Genomic DNA, 14,687 nt, shown 5'->3' with positions numbered 1-14,687 from the left:
ACGCCTTGAGAAACGGAGCAGCATGAAGATCGGCATCCTCACCAGCGGCGGCGACTGCCCGGGCCTGAACGCGGTGATCCGCGGCGCGGTCCTGAAGGGCGACCGCGTGTACCGCTCCGAGTTCGCCGGCTTCCGTTACGGCTGGCGCGGTGTGGTCGACGGCGACATCATGCCGCTCGACCGTCACAGCGTCCGCGGCCTGTCCCGCCAGGGCGGCACCATCCTCGGATCGAGCCGCACCAACCCCTTCGAGGGCGACAAGGGCGGCCCCGAGAACATCCAGCGGATGATGGATGAGAACGGCATCGACGCGATCATCGCCATCGGCGGCGAGGGCACCCTGACGGCCGCACGCCGTCTCACCGACGCCGGTCTCAAGATCGTCGGCGTCCCGAAGACCATCGACAACGACCTCGCCGCCACCGACTACTCGTTCGGCTTCGACACGGCCGTCGAGATCGCCACCGAGGCGATCGACCGCCTGCGCACCACCGCCGAGTCGCACCAGCGCTGCATGGTCGTCGAGGTCATGGGCCGTCACGTCGGTTGGATCGCCCTGCACTCGGGCATGGCGGGCGGCGCCCACGCCATCCTCATCCCGGAGCAGCCGCAGTCGATCGAGCAGATCTGCGAGTGGGTCGAGTCGGTCCGCGACCGCGGCCGTGCGCCCGTCATCGTCGTGTCGGAGGGCTTCCACCTCGACACGATGGAGGAGGCGCACTCGCACAAGGGACTGGACGCGTTCAACCGGCCGCGCCTCGGCGGCATCGGCGAGATGCTCGCCCCGATGATCGAGGAGCGCACCGGCATCGAGTCGCGGGCGACCGTGCTCGGCCACATGCAGCGCGGCGGCGTCCCGAGCGCGTACGACCGCGTCCTCGCCACCCGCCTCGGCATGGCGGCGGTGGATGCGGTGTACGAGGGTCGCTGGGGCTCGATGGTGTCGTTGCGCGGCACCGACGTCGTGAACGTCTCGATCGCCGACGCGACCGGCGGTCTGAAGACCGTTCCTGCGGCCCGCTACGAGGAGGCCGCGCTTCTCTTCGGCTGAGCGCTCGCTGCACCTGTGGCTCTCTCCCTGCTGTTCCGGGGGTGTCGGGGCTAGGCTCCGTGCTACCAGAGGGAAGGAGCCCGTCCGTGCCGCGTTTCGTCCAGTTCGATGAATTCGGCTCCCGCGACTACCTGCATGTGGTGGAGCGGGAGAGACCGTGGCCGGGGCCCGGTCAGGTGCTGGTCCGCGTGATGGCGGCCGGGCTCAACCCGATGGATGCGAAGGCGTACCGCGACGAGCGGGCCGCCGCGCGCATGGGCGTGACGCTCCCGAGCGGGATCGGGCAGGACTTCGCCGGGTTCGTCGAAGAGATGGGCGAGGGCGTCACGCGCTTCGATCTCGGGCAGGCCGTGCTCGGCACGGCGCCGTTCGCCTCCATCGCCGACTTCGTCGTGGTGCCGGAGGACGGCCAGGTGATCGCGAAACCGGACCCGCTGACGTTCGAGGCGGCCGGCTCGCTCGGCGTCGTCGGCCGAACCGCGTTCGCGACGGTGCGCTCCCTGGGAATCCGCGAGCGCGACACCGTGCTGGTGAGCGCGGCCGCGGGCGGGGTCGGCGTGCTCGCCGCCCAGCTGGTCGTCCGCGCGGGGGCGACGGTGATCGGCACGGCGAGCGAGGTGAACCACGAGTTCCTCGAGTCGCTCGGCGTCATCCCGGTGACCTACGGAGACGGGCTCGCGGAGCGCGTGCGCGACGTCCTCGACGACGACCGGGTGACCGCGGTGCTCGACAACCACGGCCCGGAGACGATCGAGGCGGCGCTGGAGCTCGGTGTGCCGATCGAACGCGTCAACTCCATCGCTGTCTTCGGGCCGGAGGCGCGCGGAGCGCAGAACGTCGGCGGCCGCGGCGCCACCAACGACGACCTCGCGGAGCTCGCCGACCTGCTCGCCGAGAACGAGCTGGTGCTGCCGATCGACTCGATCTACCCGATCGAACGGACGGTGGAGGCGTACGGGCGGCTCGAAGGCGGCCACGTGCGCGGCAAGATCGTCATCGTCACCGACTGACCGAAAGGGAGCATCCATGATCGCAGAGGACATCGCCCGGCAGCTTCGCGCGGCGGGATTGCGCTGGCAGCCGTCGTCGGGTGACACGTTCGCCATCGACCGCCCGGGCATGGACGGGGAGCGTTTCACCGTCAGCGAGATGACGATCGAGCCGCACCACTTCGACACCGGGACCATCCTCGGCTTCAACGGCACGACCGAGTGGGCGCTCGACTCGCTCGCCGTCGAGGACGCCCTGTGGATCCCGCGCGAGGACCAGCTGCGCGAACTGCTCGGCGGCACCTTCCGCCACCTGGCGCGCACGCCCGACGGCTACCGGGTGACCGTGCTGATCGAGGGGGAGGAGCGGTACTTCGAGCACGATGACGCCGCCACCGCGTACGCGCAGGCGCTGCTGTCGCTGATCGGGGCGTCGGTCTCCTAGCGGGGCCGGTTCGCCGGTGCGAGCTCGAGGTGGAGCAGCGGATACGGACGACCGGCCTCGTCGGTCGCGCTCCGACCGACGACCGCGAAGCCGCGGGAGCGGTAGAAACCGGCGGCTGACGCGTTCTGCTCGTTGACGTCGACGCGGACGACGCCGTGGTCGCGGATCGCGTGATCGAGAAGCGCCGTGCCGATGCCGCCGCCTCGCTCGGCCGCATCCACGAAGAGCATCTCCAGGGTGCCGTCGAGCACACCCGCGAAGCCCACGGGACGGCCGTCCCGCTCGGCGACCGACAGCGTCACGGCGGGGAAGTAGTCGGATGCCAGCCGTGCCTCGATCTCATCGCGATCGGTCGCCGAGAGGAAGTCGTGCGTCGCATCCACGGCTCGGCGCCAGATCGCCACGAGAGCCGGGTACTCGGCTACCCCGAAAGAGGCCCGGATGCTCACAGGCGCCGCGGTGGATTCGGACATCAGCAGGCTCCCTTCGGCTGGTACCGATCTTCCAGCCTAGTGAGCGACCGGCGCGGGCGTCGGTGACAGGATGCCCGCATCCAGCTCGGCGACGCTGCGGACGCCCGCGAGACCGAGGGTGATGTCGAGCTCGGCGATCGTGTTGCGCAGCAGCTCCCGCACGCCCGCCTCGCCCGCGACGGCGAGGGCGTAGGCGTACGGCCGGCCGATCGCGACGGCCCGGGCGCCGAGGGCGAGGGCGATCACCGCATCCGCTCCGCCGCGGATGCCGCTGTCGAAGATCACCGGCACCCGTCCGTCGACCGCGGCGACGACTCCAGGGAGGGCGTCGAGCGCGGCCACTTCTCCGTCGATCTGGCGGCCGCCGTGGTTCGAGACCTGCACGGCATCCATCCCGGCGTCGAGGGCGCGGCGGGCGTCGTCGGGATGCAGCACGCCCTTCAGCACGATCGGCAGCCGGGTGCGCTCGCGCAGGAACGCCAGGTCGTCCCAGGTCAGCGACGGGTCGGCGAACACCTCGAGGAACGTCTCGACCGCGGCGAGCGGCTCTCCCGATCGCAGCTTCTCACGCAGCGGCCCGGGGTGGTGGCGCAGGATGCTGGCGAACGCCGCGACGGCAGCCGGGGTCGGCGTCGGGCGCGGACCGGACGCGACGGCCGCCCGCTCGCGCACCAGCTGCTGGAACACCGGATCGGAGGTGTACTGCGCGATCCCGAGACCCCGGCTGAACGGAAGGTAGCCGAGGGCGAGGTCGCGCGGTCGCCAGCCGAGCACATGCGTGTCGAGCGTGACGACGATCGCTTCGCATCCCGAACGCTCCGCCCTCTCGACGAGGCTCGCCACCAGGTCGCGCGACGAGCTCCAGTACAGCTGGAACCAGCGAGATGCGCCGGGCGCCACGTCCTCCATGGCGCCGACGACCGCCTCCATCGGCTGCGACGCCTGGTTCGAGAGCACGGCCGGCACACCGAGGGCGGCGGCGGCTCGGGCGGCGGCCGCATCCCCTCCGCGGCGGGCGAGCTCGAGCACGCCGATCGGGGCGAGCAGCAGCGGGGTCGGCCGCCGGACGCCGAACAGTTCGATGGAGAGGTCGCGCGCGGACACGTCGCGAAGGACCCGCGACACGATGCGCCGCCGCCGGAACGCCTCCGTGTTGGCGTCCGCCGTGCGCTCCAGCCCCGCCGACCCGGCGATGTACGCGAACGCCGCGCGACTCAGCCGCCGCTGCGCCGCCCGCTCCAGCTGGGGGTATCCCACAGGGATGCGCGGGACACGGCCGGCGACACCGTCGCGGTAGATCTCGGACTGGGCGTCGCGCCCGGCGCTGCTCATGCCTCCTATCCTCCGCCCGGACCCGATGAATCCAGTTGACGCAACACGCCGTTGGCGGACGCCGCTGGACGGCGTGTTGCGTCAATTCGGTGGGCGGGAGGCGCCCGTCAGCGCCGGCGGGAGCGCTTGGGGGAGCCGGGGCGTGCGCGGCCGGAGGATGCGCGGCCGCCGGAGGGGGCGCGCGTGCCGGCGGCCTTGCGGCCGTCCGCGGCCTCGCGCGCCGCGACCTCCGGGTTGCGCGAGCTGTGCGCCGTGCGCCCCCGCACGATGCCGATGAAGTCGTCGACCAGTGGATGCTGCCCCTCGCGCGGCCAGGTCAGGCCGATGCGGCTCTGCGGGCCGTCCTCGAGAGGGAGCGCCGTCACGTCCTTCCGGCGGAGGGCCTTCGCGACCGACGCCGGGAGCAGGGCAATGCCGTCGCCGGCGGCGACACTCCGCATGAACGCCTCCGACGGCTCGCCGGTCACCCGGGGCTCGTCGTCGAGGTCGGCGAGGTGAAGGTGCTCCTCCAGGGTGAGCAAATGCTCGTGGTGCACGACCACGACGACGTCCTCCGCATACAAGGGGATGAGGTGGCGGTCGTCGTCCGCCTCGGCATCGCGGGCGAACACCATGTCCGCATCTCCGGCCGCGAGCACGCCGAGCGGATCGTCGCTGGGCCGCACCACCAGCTCCACGTCGGGGTATCGCTGCTCGAAGGCGCTCGTCCACTTGCCGACGGTGACACCGAGCGGGAAGGCGATCGCGAAGCGGGAGGACATCTGACGAGGGTAGCGAACGGTAGCCTGGAGAACATGAAGGCGCAGACCATGAAACCGGCCACAGCGGCCAAGAAGCTCGGCATCTACCTGCCGGCGGCGCCCGACGACTTCCGCGACCGCGAGATCAGCCGGACCGAGTTGGATGCGCTGAACGCCGAGCCGCCGGAGTGGCTGCAGACCCTGCGCGCCGAGGGTCCGCATCCCCGCGACGTGGTGGCACGCAAGCTGGGCGTCTCGAACTCGGGCCTCGCCCGCGGCGGGGTGACCGAGGCGCTGACCACCGCCCAGATCAAGGACCTGCTGGCCGATCCGCCGCGGTGGCTGGTCGACGAGCGGGCGACGCAGGCGGCCGTCCGCGCCGAGAACGCGCGCGTCAAGCAGCGCGACGCGGAGCGGGCGGCACGGCGCGTGGCCGAAGAGGAGTAGGCGGAGCGGAGTAGCGGCGGCCGTCAGGCCCCTCGCGGCTCCGGGGTGCCGTCCGGTGTGCGGTTCGCCGAGCGGGCGGCACGCGCGATCGTCTCCGGCCCGGTGACCAGCGCCCGCCGCCACGGCGCGACACCGTCGATCTCGACCTGCAGCGAGAAGCTGAGGATGGTGCGGATCAGCACGATGATCCCGAGCACCACCGCATCCGTCAGCGACGGCGTCGAGGTCACGGTCTTCACCAGGTCGGCCGCGACGAGGATCTCGAGGCCCAGCAGGATGACGCCGCCGAAGCTCTCCCGCAGCGTCCGGAACGCCGCAGCGCCGCTGCGCTGACGCCGCCAGGCGACCAGCGACAGGCCGATCGCGACCACCAGGCCGATCGCCATCGCGGCGACACCGGCGAACTCGAACGCCGTGCCGGTCGCTTCGAACAACGCGTGCGCATCCATGTGCTCATGGTGCCACGTAGAATTCTCCGGTGCCTCCCGAAACCCCGGCGTCCTCCGGCCTCGACCCCGACGAACTCGCCGTCACCCTCCGCGTCCTCGGACAGCTGCACGAGCTGGACCAGGAGCACCCCGACTACGTGACCGTCCGCCGGGCGACCGCGCACATGTTCAAGGCGTCGAAGCAGGCCAGGAAGCGGCAGCTCCGCGCCCAGGTGCAGGAGGCCGACCGCGCGGTCATCGCCGCGACCGCCACCGGCGCTCCCGACCGCATCGATGACGAGACCCGCGGGCGCGAGCTGACCTCCGGCACGACCGCCTCCCACACCGCCGGGACCCTCATCACCCCGCGCGCCTGCTACATCTGCAAGCAGGACTACACGCAGGTCGACTGGTTCTACCACCAGCTGTGCCCGTCGTGCGCGGCCTTCAGCCACGCCAAGCGCAACGCGACCACCGACCTGACCGGCAAGCACGCGCTGCTCACCGGCGGCCGGGCGAAGATCGGCATGCACATCGCCCTCCGGTTGCTGCGCGACGGCGCCCACCTCACCATCACCACCCGGTTCCCGCGGGATGCCGTGCGCCGGTTCTCGCAGCTGCCCGACGCCGGCCGCTGGATCGACCGGCTCCGGGTCGTGGGCATCGACCTCCGCGACCCTGCGCAGGTCATCGCACTGGCCGACTCGGTCGCCGAGCGCGGACCCCTCGACATCCTGATCAACAACGCCGCGCAGACGGTGCGACGCTCGCCCGGCGCGTACTCGCTGCTGGCCGAGGCGGAGACGCAGCCCCTGCCCGACGGCCCGCTGCCCGAGCTCGAGACGTTCGGCCACACCGCCGACCCGCATCCCCTCGCCCTGGAGCGCTCGGTCGCGGCGCACCCGCTGCTGTCGGCCGCGGACGTCCGCGGCACGATCGCCGAGGTCGCCGGGGCGGCCGCGCTCACCGCGGACGACCTCGCGGCGGTCGCGATGGCCGCCGGTTCGTCGTCGCTCGAGAAGCACGCCGACGGCACCGCCATCGACGCGGGCGGGCTCGTCCCCGACGTGGCCCACGTGAACAGCTGGACGCAGAACATCGGAGCGATCGACGCGCTGGAGCTGCTCGAGGTGCAGCTGTGCAACCAGACCGCACCCTTCATCCTGATCGACCGGCTGCGTCCCTCCCTCGCCGCCGCCGGGCGGTCGTACATCGTCAACGTGTCGGCGATGGAGGGTGTCTTCGGCCGCCGCTACAAGGGGCCGGGCCACCCGCACACGAACATGTCGAAGGCCGCGCTCAACATGCTCACGCGCACGAGCGCGGGCGAGATGTTCGAGACCGACGGCATCCTCATGACGAGCGTCGACACGGGATGGATCACCGACGAGCGCCCGCACCACACGAAGGTGCGGCTCGCGGAGGAGGGCTTCCACGCCCCGCTCGACCTGGTCGACGGCGCCGCTCGCGTCTACGACCCGATCGTCCGAGGAGAGGCGGGAGAGGACCTGCACGGCGTCTTCCTCAAGGACTACCGTGCCTCGGCCTGGTGACCGCTACGCTGACGACGAAGGCCTGAGCGGAAGGATGCCGATGTCGAGCACTCCCGACCAGCAGCTTTCCCCCGTGCCCGGTCAGGCGCGACCCACCCCGGCACGGGCGAAAGGCGGCGCGCTCCGGCACTGGCTGCTCACCGGCCTGGTGGATGAGCGCGGCACCCAGCAGGGACCGCACGGACGCAACCCCGAACGCACCCACCCGTGGTGGCAGGTCATGTGCCTCACCGGTGTCGACTACTTCTCCACCCTCGGCTACCAGCCGGCCATCGCGGCGCTCGCCGCCGGCCTCGTCTCGCCGTTCGCGACGCTGGTGCTCGTGGCCCTCACCCTGCTCGGCGCACTGCCGGTGTACCGCCGGGTGGCGCGGGAGAGCTTCAAGGGCTCCGGTTCCATCGCCATGCTGGAGCGGCTGCTTCCCTGGTGGGCGGGCAAGCTGCTGGTGCTCGTGCTGCTGGGCTTCGCGGCGACGGACTTCATGATCACGATCACGCTGTCGGCGGCGGACGCCTCGGCGCACGCGATCGAGAACCCGTACGCGCCGGACTGGTTCCACGGCAACAACGTGCTGATCACGCTCGTCCTGCTCGCGCTGCTCGGCGCGGTGTTCCTCAAGGGGTTCAAGGAGGCGATCGGCATCGCAGTGGTGCTCGTCGCCGTGTACCTGGCCCTCAACGTGGTCGTGGTGACCACCTCCATCGTGGAGGTGTTCCAGCATCCCACCGCAGTCGACGACTGGTGGAGCGCCTTGTTCCGGCAGAACGGCGACCCGCTCGTCGTCGTCGGGATCGCCCTGATCGTGTTCCCGCGACTCGCTCTCGGCCTCTCCGGCTTCGAGACCGGCGTCGCGGTCATGCCGCAGATCACGGGCCGCCCGGACGATGACCCGTCGTACCCGAAGGGCCGCATCCGCGGTGCCGGCCGGCTGTTGACGACGGCCGCCATCATCATGAGCGTCTTCCTCATCACGTCGAGCTTCACGACGACCCTGCTCATCCCGCAGAAGGACTTCCAGCCCGGCGGCCCCGCCAACGGACGCGCGCTCGCGTACCTGGCGCACGAGTACCTCGGCAACGGGTTCGGCACCGTCTACGACGTCAGCACCATCCTCATCCTCTGGTTCGCGGGCGCCTCCGCGATGGCCGGCCTGCTCAACCTGGTGCCGCGCTACCTGCCCCGGTACGGGATGGCGCCGCAGTGGGCGCGCGCGGTGCGTCCGCTGGTGCTCGTGTTCACCGCGATCGCGTTCCTCATCACGCTGGTCTTCGAGGCGAGCGTGGATGCGCAGGGCGGCGCGTACGCGACCGGCGTCCTGGTGCTCATCACGTCCGCCTCCCTCGCGGTGACGCTGTCGGCGCGGCGGAAGCGGCAGCGGAAGCGGACCGTCGCGTTCGGCGTCATCACGGCGATCTTCGTCTACACGACGGTGGACAACATCATCGAGCGGCCGGACGGCCTCCGCATCGCGACCCTGTTCATCCTCGCCATCCTGATCGTGTCGATCGTGTCGCGCATCGGGCGGTCGTTCCAGCTGCGCGCCACGTCCGTCACGTTCGACGTGACGGCGCTCGACTTCATCCTCGAAGACGCGGAGGAGGGCGAGATCCGCATCATCTCGCACGAGCCCGACGTCGACACGGACAAGGAGTACGCGCAGAAGAACAAGGACGAGCGGAAGTTCAGCCACATCCCGCAGCGGTCGCGCACCATCTTCCTCGAGGTGCTGCCGTCGGACTCCTCCGACTTCGAGGAGGACCTGGAGGTGCAGGGCGTCGTCAAGCACGGCTACCGGGTGCTGCAGGTGCGCAGTGGAAACGTGCCGAACACGATCGCGGCCGTGCTGCTGGAGATGCGCGACATCACGGGTGTGGTGCCGGCGATCTACTTCGAGTGGACGGAAGGCAATCCGATCTCGAACATGTTCCGCTACCTGATCACGGGCGTCGGCGAGGTCGCTCCCGTGACCCGTGAGGTGCTGCGGGAGGCCGAGAGGGACGTCAAGCGTCGCCCGGCCGTGCACGTGTCCTGAGCGTTCGCGGGTCGGGGCTTTCGTCGGAGAAAGTGGGCCAAATCTCCGACGGGCCGCGGTGGGGATGGAGTTTCGCGGCGAAGGCGGCCGGATCTCCGACGGGAGCGGGCGAGTCTCCGACGGGAGCGGGCGAGTCTCCGAGAGACGACCCGGCGCGGGCGACGGGCCCGGCTACTCGACCGCGAACTCCAGCCAGGCGAGGCCGCGCAGGTCGAGGCAGAGACGGCCGGCGCGCTCCGACGCGACCGCCAGCACGTCGCCGCAGACGGAGCAGCGCATGACGAGGCCGTGCTCGTCGAGATAGACCCGGCCGCGGGCGACCACCGACTCGTCGCCGCAGTTGCCGCAGCAGCCGACCGCCGTGGTGACGTCGGCCGCGAAGACCTCCGACAGCATCCCGGCCGCGGCATTGCCGTCGAGGAAGTCCTGATCCGTCATGGCGTGCCTCCGATGCCGCCGTAGCGTTCGGTGCGGATGCGCGCCGCCTCGTGACCCGCGTCGACGAGCCAGCCGGAGACCGCCTCGACGAACGGCGTGGAGCCGCAGATGAAGAAGGTGGGGGAGTCGGAGGCCGGGATGGTGCGACGCATGAGGCCTTCGGCGGTGAGGCGGGCGGGCGCCGGTGCGCCCTCCGGAGCCTGCCGCGTGTAGACGTAGTCGAGCTGGAGCGGCGATGTCGTGTCGGCGGCCAGCGCTGCGAGTTCGTCCGAGTAGTACCCGGAGGCGGGGGAGCGCAGCGAGTAGAGCATCCGGAACGGTGCAGGGCTTGCGGCGGCGGCGTGCGCCCGGGCCATCGACATGAGCGGGACGACACCGGAGCCGCCCGCGATCAGCTGCACCGGCGTGATGTCGCCGTCGCGCCAGACGAACCAGCCGCCGACCGGTCCGCGCACCTCCAGCTGGTCACCGTCGGCGAGATCACGGACGAGGTAGGGGGAGACTTCGCCGTCGGCGAGCTCCTCCACCGTCAGCTCCAGCTCGTCGTCGGGGAGGTCATGCGGTTCGATGGCTCCGCGTCCACCGCCGGAGGCGATCGAGTACGACCGGACCGCCTGGTAGCCGTCGGGCGCCGTCAACCGGATGTCGACGTGCTGCCCCGCGAGGTGGCCGTGCAATCCGGGGATGCGCAGCCGGATGGTGCGGGCCGTCGGGGTCTCCATCCGTGTGGCGACGACGTCGGCCACCCGCCATACGCTGCTCACCAGTAGCGCTGTTCCTTCCAGGGGTCGCCGTACATGTTGTAGCCGTTCTGCTCCCAGAAGCCCGGCTGGTCCTGCGGGAGCATCTGGAGCCCGTTGACCCATTTGGCGCTCTTCCAGAAGTACAGGTGCGGCACGAGGAGCCGGGCGGGACCGCCGTGCTCGGGCTCGAGGTCTTTGCCGTCGAAGCTGTGCGCGACCCACGCCTTGCCGCCGAGCAGGTCGGCGAGCGGGACGTTGGTCGTGTAGCCGCCATAGCTGTGCGCCATCGTGTACTCGAAACTGGTGTCGACATCCGCGAACAGGGTGTCGAGAGCCACACCGCGCCACGACGTCCCGAGCTTCGACCAGCTGGTGACGCAGTGGATGTCGGTGCTGACGTCCTCCTGCGGGAGCGCGAGGAACTCATCCCAGCTCCAGCGGTGGACGTCGCCCTTCTCTGTGGTGATGGTGAACGCCCAGTCGTCTTTGGCGATGCGGGGCGTCGGCCCGGCCGAGAGCACCGGGAAGCCCTCGGTCAGATACTGACCGGGGGGCAGGCGGGGGTCGTCGGCCCTGCGACGGCCGGAGAAGCCGGAGGAGATGATTCCCATGGGGGCAGCTTATTGCCGCGTGCGCCCCCGGGTCTACGACGGACTCGGTGTTGTCGGGAGAGCGGTCTAGGGTGATGTCATGACCGCCGTCAACCTGGGGCTCCCGCTGAGTGCGCAGCGCCAGGCCGCGCCGCCGTCGGCCCCCAGCACCGTGGGGCGGCCCGAGCATCCCGGTCTCGTCGACCGGTTCGGGCGCGTCGCTCGCGACTTGCGCGTGTCGGTGACCGAGAAGTGCTCGCTCCGCTGCACGTATTGCATGCCGGCGGAGGGGCTGCCGGCGATCCCGCGGGACGATCTCCTCAGCGCGACCGAGATCGCGCGCCTCGTCGGCATCGGCGTGCGGGACCTGGGCGTGCGCGAGGTGCGGTTCACGGGCGGCGAGCCGTTGATGCGCGCCGATCTGGCCGAGATCATCGGCCGCTCGGCAGCGGTGGCGCCCGGAGTGGACCTGTCGATCACGACCAACGGCATCGGACTCGACCACCGCATCCGCTCGCTCGTCGACGCCGGCCTCACCCGGGTCAACGTCTCGCTCGACACGGTCGACCGCGAGCACTTCGCGCGGCTCACCCGGCGCGACCGGCTGCCGGCCGTGCTCGCGGGCATCCACGCCGCGCACGCCGCCGGGCTCACCCCCCTGAAGCTCAACGCGGTGATGATGCGCGACACCCTCGACGACGCCCCGGACCTCCTCGCGTGGGCGCTGGAGAACGGCTGCAGGCTGCGGTTCATCGAGCAGATGCCGCTCGACGCCGACCGGTCGTGGCTGCGCGAGAACATGGTGTCGGCCGAGGAACTGCTCTCGGTGCTGGGCGAGCGTTTCACCCTGACCGAAGCGGGTCGCGACGACCCGCACGCCCCGGCGGAGGAGTGGCTGGTCGACGGCTGGACGGTGGATGGGCTCCCCGCCACCGTCGGGATCATCGCGTCGGTCACGCGTTCGTTCTGCTCGGCGTGCGACCGCACCCGCATCACCGCGGAGGGAACCGTGCGGTCGTGCCTGTTCGGCGACGACGAGACCGACCTCCGCGGGCTGCTCCGCGGTGGCGCGGACGACGCCGAGATCGCCCGCTGGTGGCGCGCGGCCATGTGGGGCAAGCAGGCCGGCCACGGCATGGACGCGGCCGGGTTCGCCCCGCCGGTGCGGAGTATGGGGGCGATCGGTGGCTGAGGTGCTGGTGCGCTACTTCGCGGCGGCGGAAGAGGCCGCGGGACGCCCCGAGGAGCGCGTGGAGGTCGCGGACGCGACCGTCGGAGGTCTGCAGGCCGAGCTCGTGTCGCGCTATGGCGAGCCGATGGAGCGCGTGGTGCGCTCGGGTTCCTTCCTCGTCGGCGGTGTCGTCTCGCGCGACCCCTCCCGCGAGCTGACCGCCACCGTCGACGTGCTGCCGCCCTTCGCCGGCGGCTGACCTACCTCCCGTCCCGTCCCGTCCCTGTCGCGCGCACCCGTCCACCCACCGTCGAGTCTGCAGACTTTGTACGGGATCGGGCGTCGGAGCGTGCAAAGTCTGCGGACTCGACGGTGCGCGGAGGCCCGAGGGGGTCAGGCGGGGTAGACGGTTGCGGCGGCGGGCGGAACGTCGAGAGTGACGCGGTCACCGAGGCGGAGGCGGAGGTCGGCGACGTCGGCGGGCGGCACCAGCGCGTCGAGGCGGTCGGTGCGCACGCGGACGAGGTCGGCCTGCGGCTCCAGGCCGGTCACTGTCGCGTGGATGCGGTCGGGCCGGTCGCCCGCGTCCGCACCGGCCAGCACGCGCACCGCAGACGGGCGCACCGCCGCCAGCGCCCGAGCGCCCACCTCGGCGGGCGCGACCGCGGTGCTGCGCAGTCGCATCCCGTCGGCGGTGACGAGCCCGTCGGCCGTCCGCACCCCCGCCACCAGCGTCAGCCCCGACAGCTCCGCGGTGAAGGGATTCCGCGGCCGTTCGAGCACCTGCCGCGTCGGCCCCTGCTCGATCACGCGACCCTCGTGCATGACCGCGACCCGGTCGGCGAGGAGGTACGCGTCCAGCGCGTCATGCGTGACGAGGACCGTCGTGCGCCCCGCCAGCACTCCGGCGAGCGTGCCTCGCAGTTCTGCGGCGACGGCGACATCCAGCGCGGACAGCGGCTCGTCGAGGAGCAGCAGCCGCGGCTCGGCGGCCAGCGCCCGCGCTACCGCGACCCGCTGCGCCTGCCCTCCGGACAGCTCGGCGGGCCGCCGGTCGGCGAATTCCGCGGTCGCGGTCCGGCGCATCCACTCGTCGGCCCGCTCGCGGGCGTCGGCGCGGCCGGCACCCGAGGACCGTGGCCCGAAGGCCACGTTGTCGCGGACGCTGAGATGCGGGAACAGCAGGGCGTCCTGTGCGAGCAGCGCGACGCCTCGCTGATGCGGCGGCCGCCAGGTGCCGGGGAGGTCGAACAGGATCTGGTCGCCGAGCGTCGCGCGGCCCTCGTCGGGTCGGACGAGCCCGGCCAGCATCCCGAGCACCGTCGACTTGCCCGCGCCGTTCGGCCCGAGCAGGGCGAGCGTCTCGCCGTCGGCGACGGTGAGCTCGACGCTGACGTCCCGCGCGGAGAGCGATGCCATGACGTGGAGGCTCATGCCGCGCTCTCGCGAACGTCGGCGTCGGCGCGCACTCGGCGAAAACGGAGTCCCTCGCCCGCACCGTGGGCGACCGCCACCACCGCGATGGCAACCGCCACCAGCACCAGCGACAGCGCGACGGCCGCGTCGGGATCGGTCTCCCGCTGCAGGTAGATCTCCAGCGGCAGCGTCCGGGTGACGCCCTGCAGACTGCCCGCGAACGTCAGGGTCGCGCCGAACTCGCCGAGCGCCCGGGCGAACGACAGGATCGACCCGGAGACGATCGCCGGAAGCACCAGCGGCAGCGTCACCCGGAACAGGACGGTGGACGGGCGGGCGCCGAGCGTCGCCGCCACCGCCTCGTAGCGCTCACCGGCAGACCGCAGTGCGCCCTCCAGGCTGAGCACGAGGAAGGGCAGCGCGACGAAGGTCTGCGCGATCACCACCGCGGGCGTCGAGAAGGCGACATCGAGCGCGCCGCCGAGCAGCCCGCGGCGGCCGTAGAGGGCGAGCAGCGCGAGGCCGCCGACGACCGGCGGCAGCACCAGTGGCAGCAGCACGACCGCCCGCACCACCCGGCTGCCCGCGAACGGCACGCGCGCGAGCACGATCGCCATCGGCACGCCGAGCACCAGGCAGGCGGCCGTCGCGAGCAGCGACGTGCGCAGGCTGAGGAGGAGCGCATCCACCGACGACGGCGAGGTGATGAGCGGGATGAAGTCCGCCCAGTCGACGCGGGCCGCCATCGCGACCAGCGGCAGCACGATGAACAGGCCTCCGATCGCGGCGACCACCACGGTCCAGCGCGGAACGCCCAGCCGGATGCTCACAACGGACCC

17 protein-coding genes are annotated in these 14,687 nt (G+C 71.7%); 8 read left to right on the top strand and 9 right to left on the bottom strand.

Features of this window, described 5'->3' with window-relative positions:
- The first annotated feature begins 22 nt into the window (after positions 1–22).
- From ACF1AJ_RS07025 to ACF1AJ_RS07015, 3 genes are all read left to right on the top strand, one after another.
- Positions 23–1,051 carry a 6-phosphofructokinase gene (locus ACF1AJ_RS07025; RefSeq protein ID WP_309861534.1) on the top strand — a complete coding sequence of 343 codons (1,029 nt, stop codon included), beginning with the start codon at positions 23–25 and terminating at the stop codon, positions 1,049–1,051.
- An 86-nt stretch (positions 1,052–1,137) separates the two neighbouring features.
- Positions 1,138–2,061 carry an NADP-dependent oxidoreductase gene (locus ACF1AJ_RS07020; protein ID WP_391506692.1) on the top strand — a complete coding sequence of 308 codons (924 nt, stop codon included), beginning with the start codon at positions 1,138–1,140 and terminating at the stop codon, positions 2,059–2,061.
- Between the two features lie 16 nt (positions 2,062–2,077).
- The gene (locus tag ACF1AJ_RS07015; protein WP_391506691.1) at positions 2,078–2,485 is read left to right on the top strand and encodes a hypothetical protein; all 408 of its coding nucleotides are present in this window, start codon (positions 2,078–2,080) and stop codon (positions 2,483–2,485) included.
- On the opposite strand, the gene ACF1AJ_RS07010 is transcribed toward ACF1AJ_RS07015, so the two are convergent.
- The 3 genes from ACF1AJ_RS07010 to ACF1AJ_RS07000 all read right to left on the bottom strand — a co-directional run bounded on the left by ACF1AJ_RS07010 (position 2,482) and on the right by ACF1AJ_RS07000 (position 5,051).
- Entirely contained in the window at positions 2,482–2,958 is a 477-nt protein-coding gene (locus tag ACF1AJ_RS07010; RefSeq protein ID WP_391506690.1) for an acetyltransferase, read from the bottom strand. The genes ACF1AJ_RS07015 and ACF1AJ_RS07010 overlap by 4 nt on opposite strands.
- Before the next feature lie 36 nt (positions 2,959–2,994).
- Positions 2,995–4,290, bottom strand: coding sequence for an alpha-hydroxy-acid oxidizing protein (locus tag ACF1AJ_RS07005; protein ID WP_391506689.1), 1,296 nt, complete (start codon positions 4,288–4,290; stop codon positions 2,995–2,997).
- Between the two features lie 107 nt (positions 4,291–4,397).
- Entirely contained in the window at positions 4,398–5,051 is a 654-nt protein-coding gene (locus tag ACF1AJ_RS07000; RefSeq protein WP_391506688.1) for a LysR family transcriptional regulator substrate-binding protein, read from the bottom strand.
- Between the two features lie 33 nt (positions 5,052–5,084).
- On the opposite strand from ACF1AJ_RS07000, the gene ACF1AJ_RS06995 reads away from it, so the two are divergent.
- Positions 5,085–5,477 carry a DUF5997 family protein gene (locus ACF1AJ_RS06995; RefSeq protein ID WP_391506687.1) on the top strand — a complete coding sequence of 131 codons (393 nt, stop codon included), beginning with the start codon at positions 5,085–5,087 and terminating at the stop codon, positions 5,475–5,477.
- Positions 5,478–5,500: 23 nt separating this feature from the next.
- Here the strand turns inward: ACF1AJ_RS06995 and ACF1AJ_RS06990 are convergent, their stop codons facing one another.
- The gene (locus ACF1AJ_RS06990; protein ID WP_018190406.1) at positions 5,501–5,926 is read right to left on the bottom strand and encodes a DUF1622 domain-containing protein; all 426 of its coding nucleotides are present in this window, start codon (positions 5,924–5,926) and stop codon (positions 5,501–5,503) included.
- Between the two features lie 29 nt (positions 5,927–5,955).
- Here ACF1AJ_RS06990 and ACF1AJ_RS06985 point away from each other — a divergent pair, with 29 nt between their 5' ends.
- Together ACF1AJ_RS06985 and ACF1AJ_RS06980 are read left to right on the top strand one after the other, a co-directional pair.
- A complete protein-coding gene (locus ACF1AJ_RS06985; RefSeq protein ID WP_391506686.1) occupies positions 5,956–7,458 on the top strand; it encodes an SDR family NAD(P)-dependent oxidoreductase in 1,503 nt (500 codons plus the stop codon).
- A gap of 40 nt (positions 7,459–7,498) precedes the next feature.
- Positions 7,499–9,490, top strand: coding sequence for an amino acid transporter (locus ACF1AJ_RS06980; protein ID WP_391506685.1), 1,992 nt, complete (start codon positions 7,499–7,501; stop codon positions 9,488–9,490).
- A 171-nt stretch (positions 9,491–9,661) separates the two neighbouring features.
- On the opposite strand, the gene ACF1AJ_RS06975 is transcribed toward ACF1AJ_RS06980, so the two are convergent.
- From ACF1AJ_RS06975 to ACF1AJ_RS06965, 3 genes are read right to left on the bottom strand one after another with little or no spacing between them, the layout of a single operon-like run.
- Positions 9,662–9,928, bottom strand: a complete 267-nt coding sequence (locus ACF1AJ_RS06975; RefSeq protein ID WP_309861556.1) for a DUF6510 family protein — start codon at positions 9,926–9,928, stop codon at positions 9,662–9,664.
- On the bottom strand, positions 9,925–10,674 hold the full coding sequence (locus ACF1AJ_RS06970) for an FAD-binding oxidoreductase (protein ID WP_391507452.1): 750 nt from the start codon (positions 10,672–10,674) through the stop codon (positions 9,925–9,927). The genes ACF1AJ_RS06975 and ACF1AJ_RS06970 overlap by 4 nt, the downstream gene beginning before the upstream one ends.
- A 14-nt stretch (positions 10,675–10,688) precedes the next feature.
- Positions 10,689–11,282, bottom strand: coding sequence for a sulfite oxidase-like oxidoreductase (locus ACF1AJ_RS06965; RefSeq protein ID WP_309861558.1), 594 nt, complete (start codon positions 11,280–11,282; stop codon positions 10,689–10,691).
- A gap of 79 nt (positions 11,283–11,361) precedes the next feature.
- Between ACF1AJ_RS06965 and moaA the strand changes: the two genes are divergently transcribed.
- On the top strand, positions 11,362–12,453 hold the full coding sequence (gene moaA, locus ACF1AJ_RS06960; RefSeq protein WP_391506684.1) for a GTP 3',8-cyclase MoaA: 1,092 nt from the start codon (positions 11,362–11,364) through the stop codon (positions 12,451–12,453).
- On the top strand, positions 12,446–12,691 hold the full coding sequence (locus ACF1AJ_RS06955) for a MoaD/ThiS family protein (RefSeq protein WP_020075179.1): 246 nt from the start codon (positions 12,446–12,448) through the stop codon (positions 12,689–12,691). The genes moaA and ACF1AJ_RS06955 overlap by 8 nt, the downstream gene beginning before the upstream one ends.
- A gap of 134 nt (positions 12,692–12,825) precedes the next feature.
- On the opposite strand, the gene ACF1AJ_RS06950 is transcribed toward ACF1AJ_RS06955, so the two are convergent.
- Together ACF1AJ_RS06950 and ACF1AJ_RS06945 are read right to left on the bottom strand one after the other, a co-directional pair.
- Positions 12,826–13,866, bottom strand: coding sequence for a sulfate/molybdate ABC transporter ATP-binding protein (locus ACF1AJ_RS06950; protein WP_391506683.1), 1,041 nt, complete (start codon positions 13,864–13,866; stop codon positions 12,826–12,828).
- Positions 13,863–14,678 carry an ABC transporter permease gene (locus ACF1AJ_RS06945; RefSeq protein ID WP_391506682.1) on the bottom strand — a complete coding sequence of 272 codons (816 nt, stop codon included), beginning with the start codon at positions 14,676–14,678 and terminating at the stop codon, positions 13,863–13,865. The genes ACF1AJ_RS06950 and ACF1AJ_RS06945 overlap by 4 nt, the downstream gene beginning before the upstream one ends.
- Positions 14,679–14,687: the final 9 nt, after the last annotated feature.

This window comes from Leifsonia sp. NPDC014704, assembly GCF_043083605.1.
In the GTDB taxonomy this organism is placed as follows: domain Bacteria; phylum Actinomycetota; class Actinomycetes; order Actinomycetales; family Microbacteriaceae; genus Leifsonia.
Note: the sequence above shows the minus strand (reverse complement) of the source record. Positions and strands in the feature narration are given on the sequence as shown.

Excerpts from the sequence above, each read along its gene's own strand:
- ACF1AJ_RS07025 (WP_309861534.1), top strand. The coding sequence starts at position 23 with ATGAAGATCGGCATCCTCACCAGCGGCGGCGACTGCCCGGGCCTGAAC.
- ACF1AJ_RS07015 (WP_391506691.1), top strand. The coding sequence starts at position 2,078 with ATGATCGCAGAGGACATCGCCCGGCAGCTTCGCGCGGCGGGATTGCGC.
- ACF1AJ_RS07010 (WP_391506690.1), bottom strand. The coding sequence starts at position 2,958 with ATGTCCGAATCCACCGCGGCGCCTGTGAGCATCCGGGCCTCTTTCGGG.
- ACF1AJ_RS07005 (WP_391506689.1), bottom strand. The coding sequence starts at position 4,290 with ATGAGCAGCGCCGGGCGCGACGCCCAGTCCGAGATCTACCGCGACGGT.
- ACF1AJ_RS07000 (WP_391506688.1), bottom strand. The coding sequence starts at position 5,051 with ATGTCCTCCCGCTTCGCGATCGCCTTCCCGCTCGGTGTCACCGTCGGC.
- ACF1AJ_RS06995 (WP_391506687.1), top strand. The coding sequence starts at position 5,085 with ATGAAGGCGCAGACCATGAAACCGGCCACAGCGGCCAAGAAGCTCGGC.
- ACF1AJ_RS06990 (WP_018190406.1), bottom strand. The coding sequence starts at position 5,926 with ATGGATGCGCACGCGTTGTTCGAAGCGACCGGCACGGCGTTCGAGTTC.
- ACF1AJ_RS06980 (WP_391506685.1), top strand. The coding sequence starts at position 7,499 with ATGTCGAGCACTCCCGACCAGCAGCTTTCCCCCGTGCCCGGTCAGGCG.
- ACF1AJ_RS06975 (WP_309861556.1), bottom strand. The coding sequence starts at position 9,928 with ATGACGGATCAGGACTTCCTCGACGGCAATGCCGCGGCCGGGATGCTG.
- ACF1AJ_RS06965 (WP_309861558.1), bottom strand. The coding sequence starts at position 11,282 with ATGGGAATCATCTCCTCCGGCTTCTCCGGCCGTCGCAGGGCCGACGAC.
- moaA (WP_391506684.1), top strand. The coding sequence starts at position 11,362 with ATGACCGCCGTCAACCTGGGGCTCCCGCTGAGTGCGCAGCGCCAGGCC.
- ACF1AJ_RS06950 (WP_391506683.1), bottom strand. The coding sequence starts at position 13,866 with ATGAGCCTCCACGTCATGGCATCGCTCTCCGCGCGGGACGTCAGCGTC.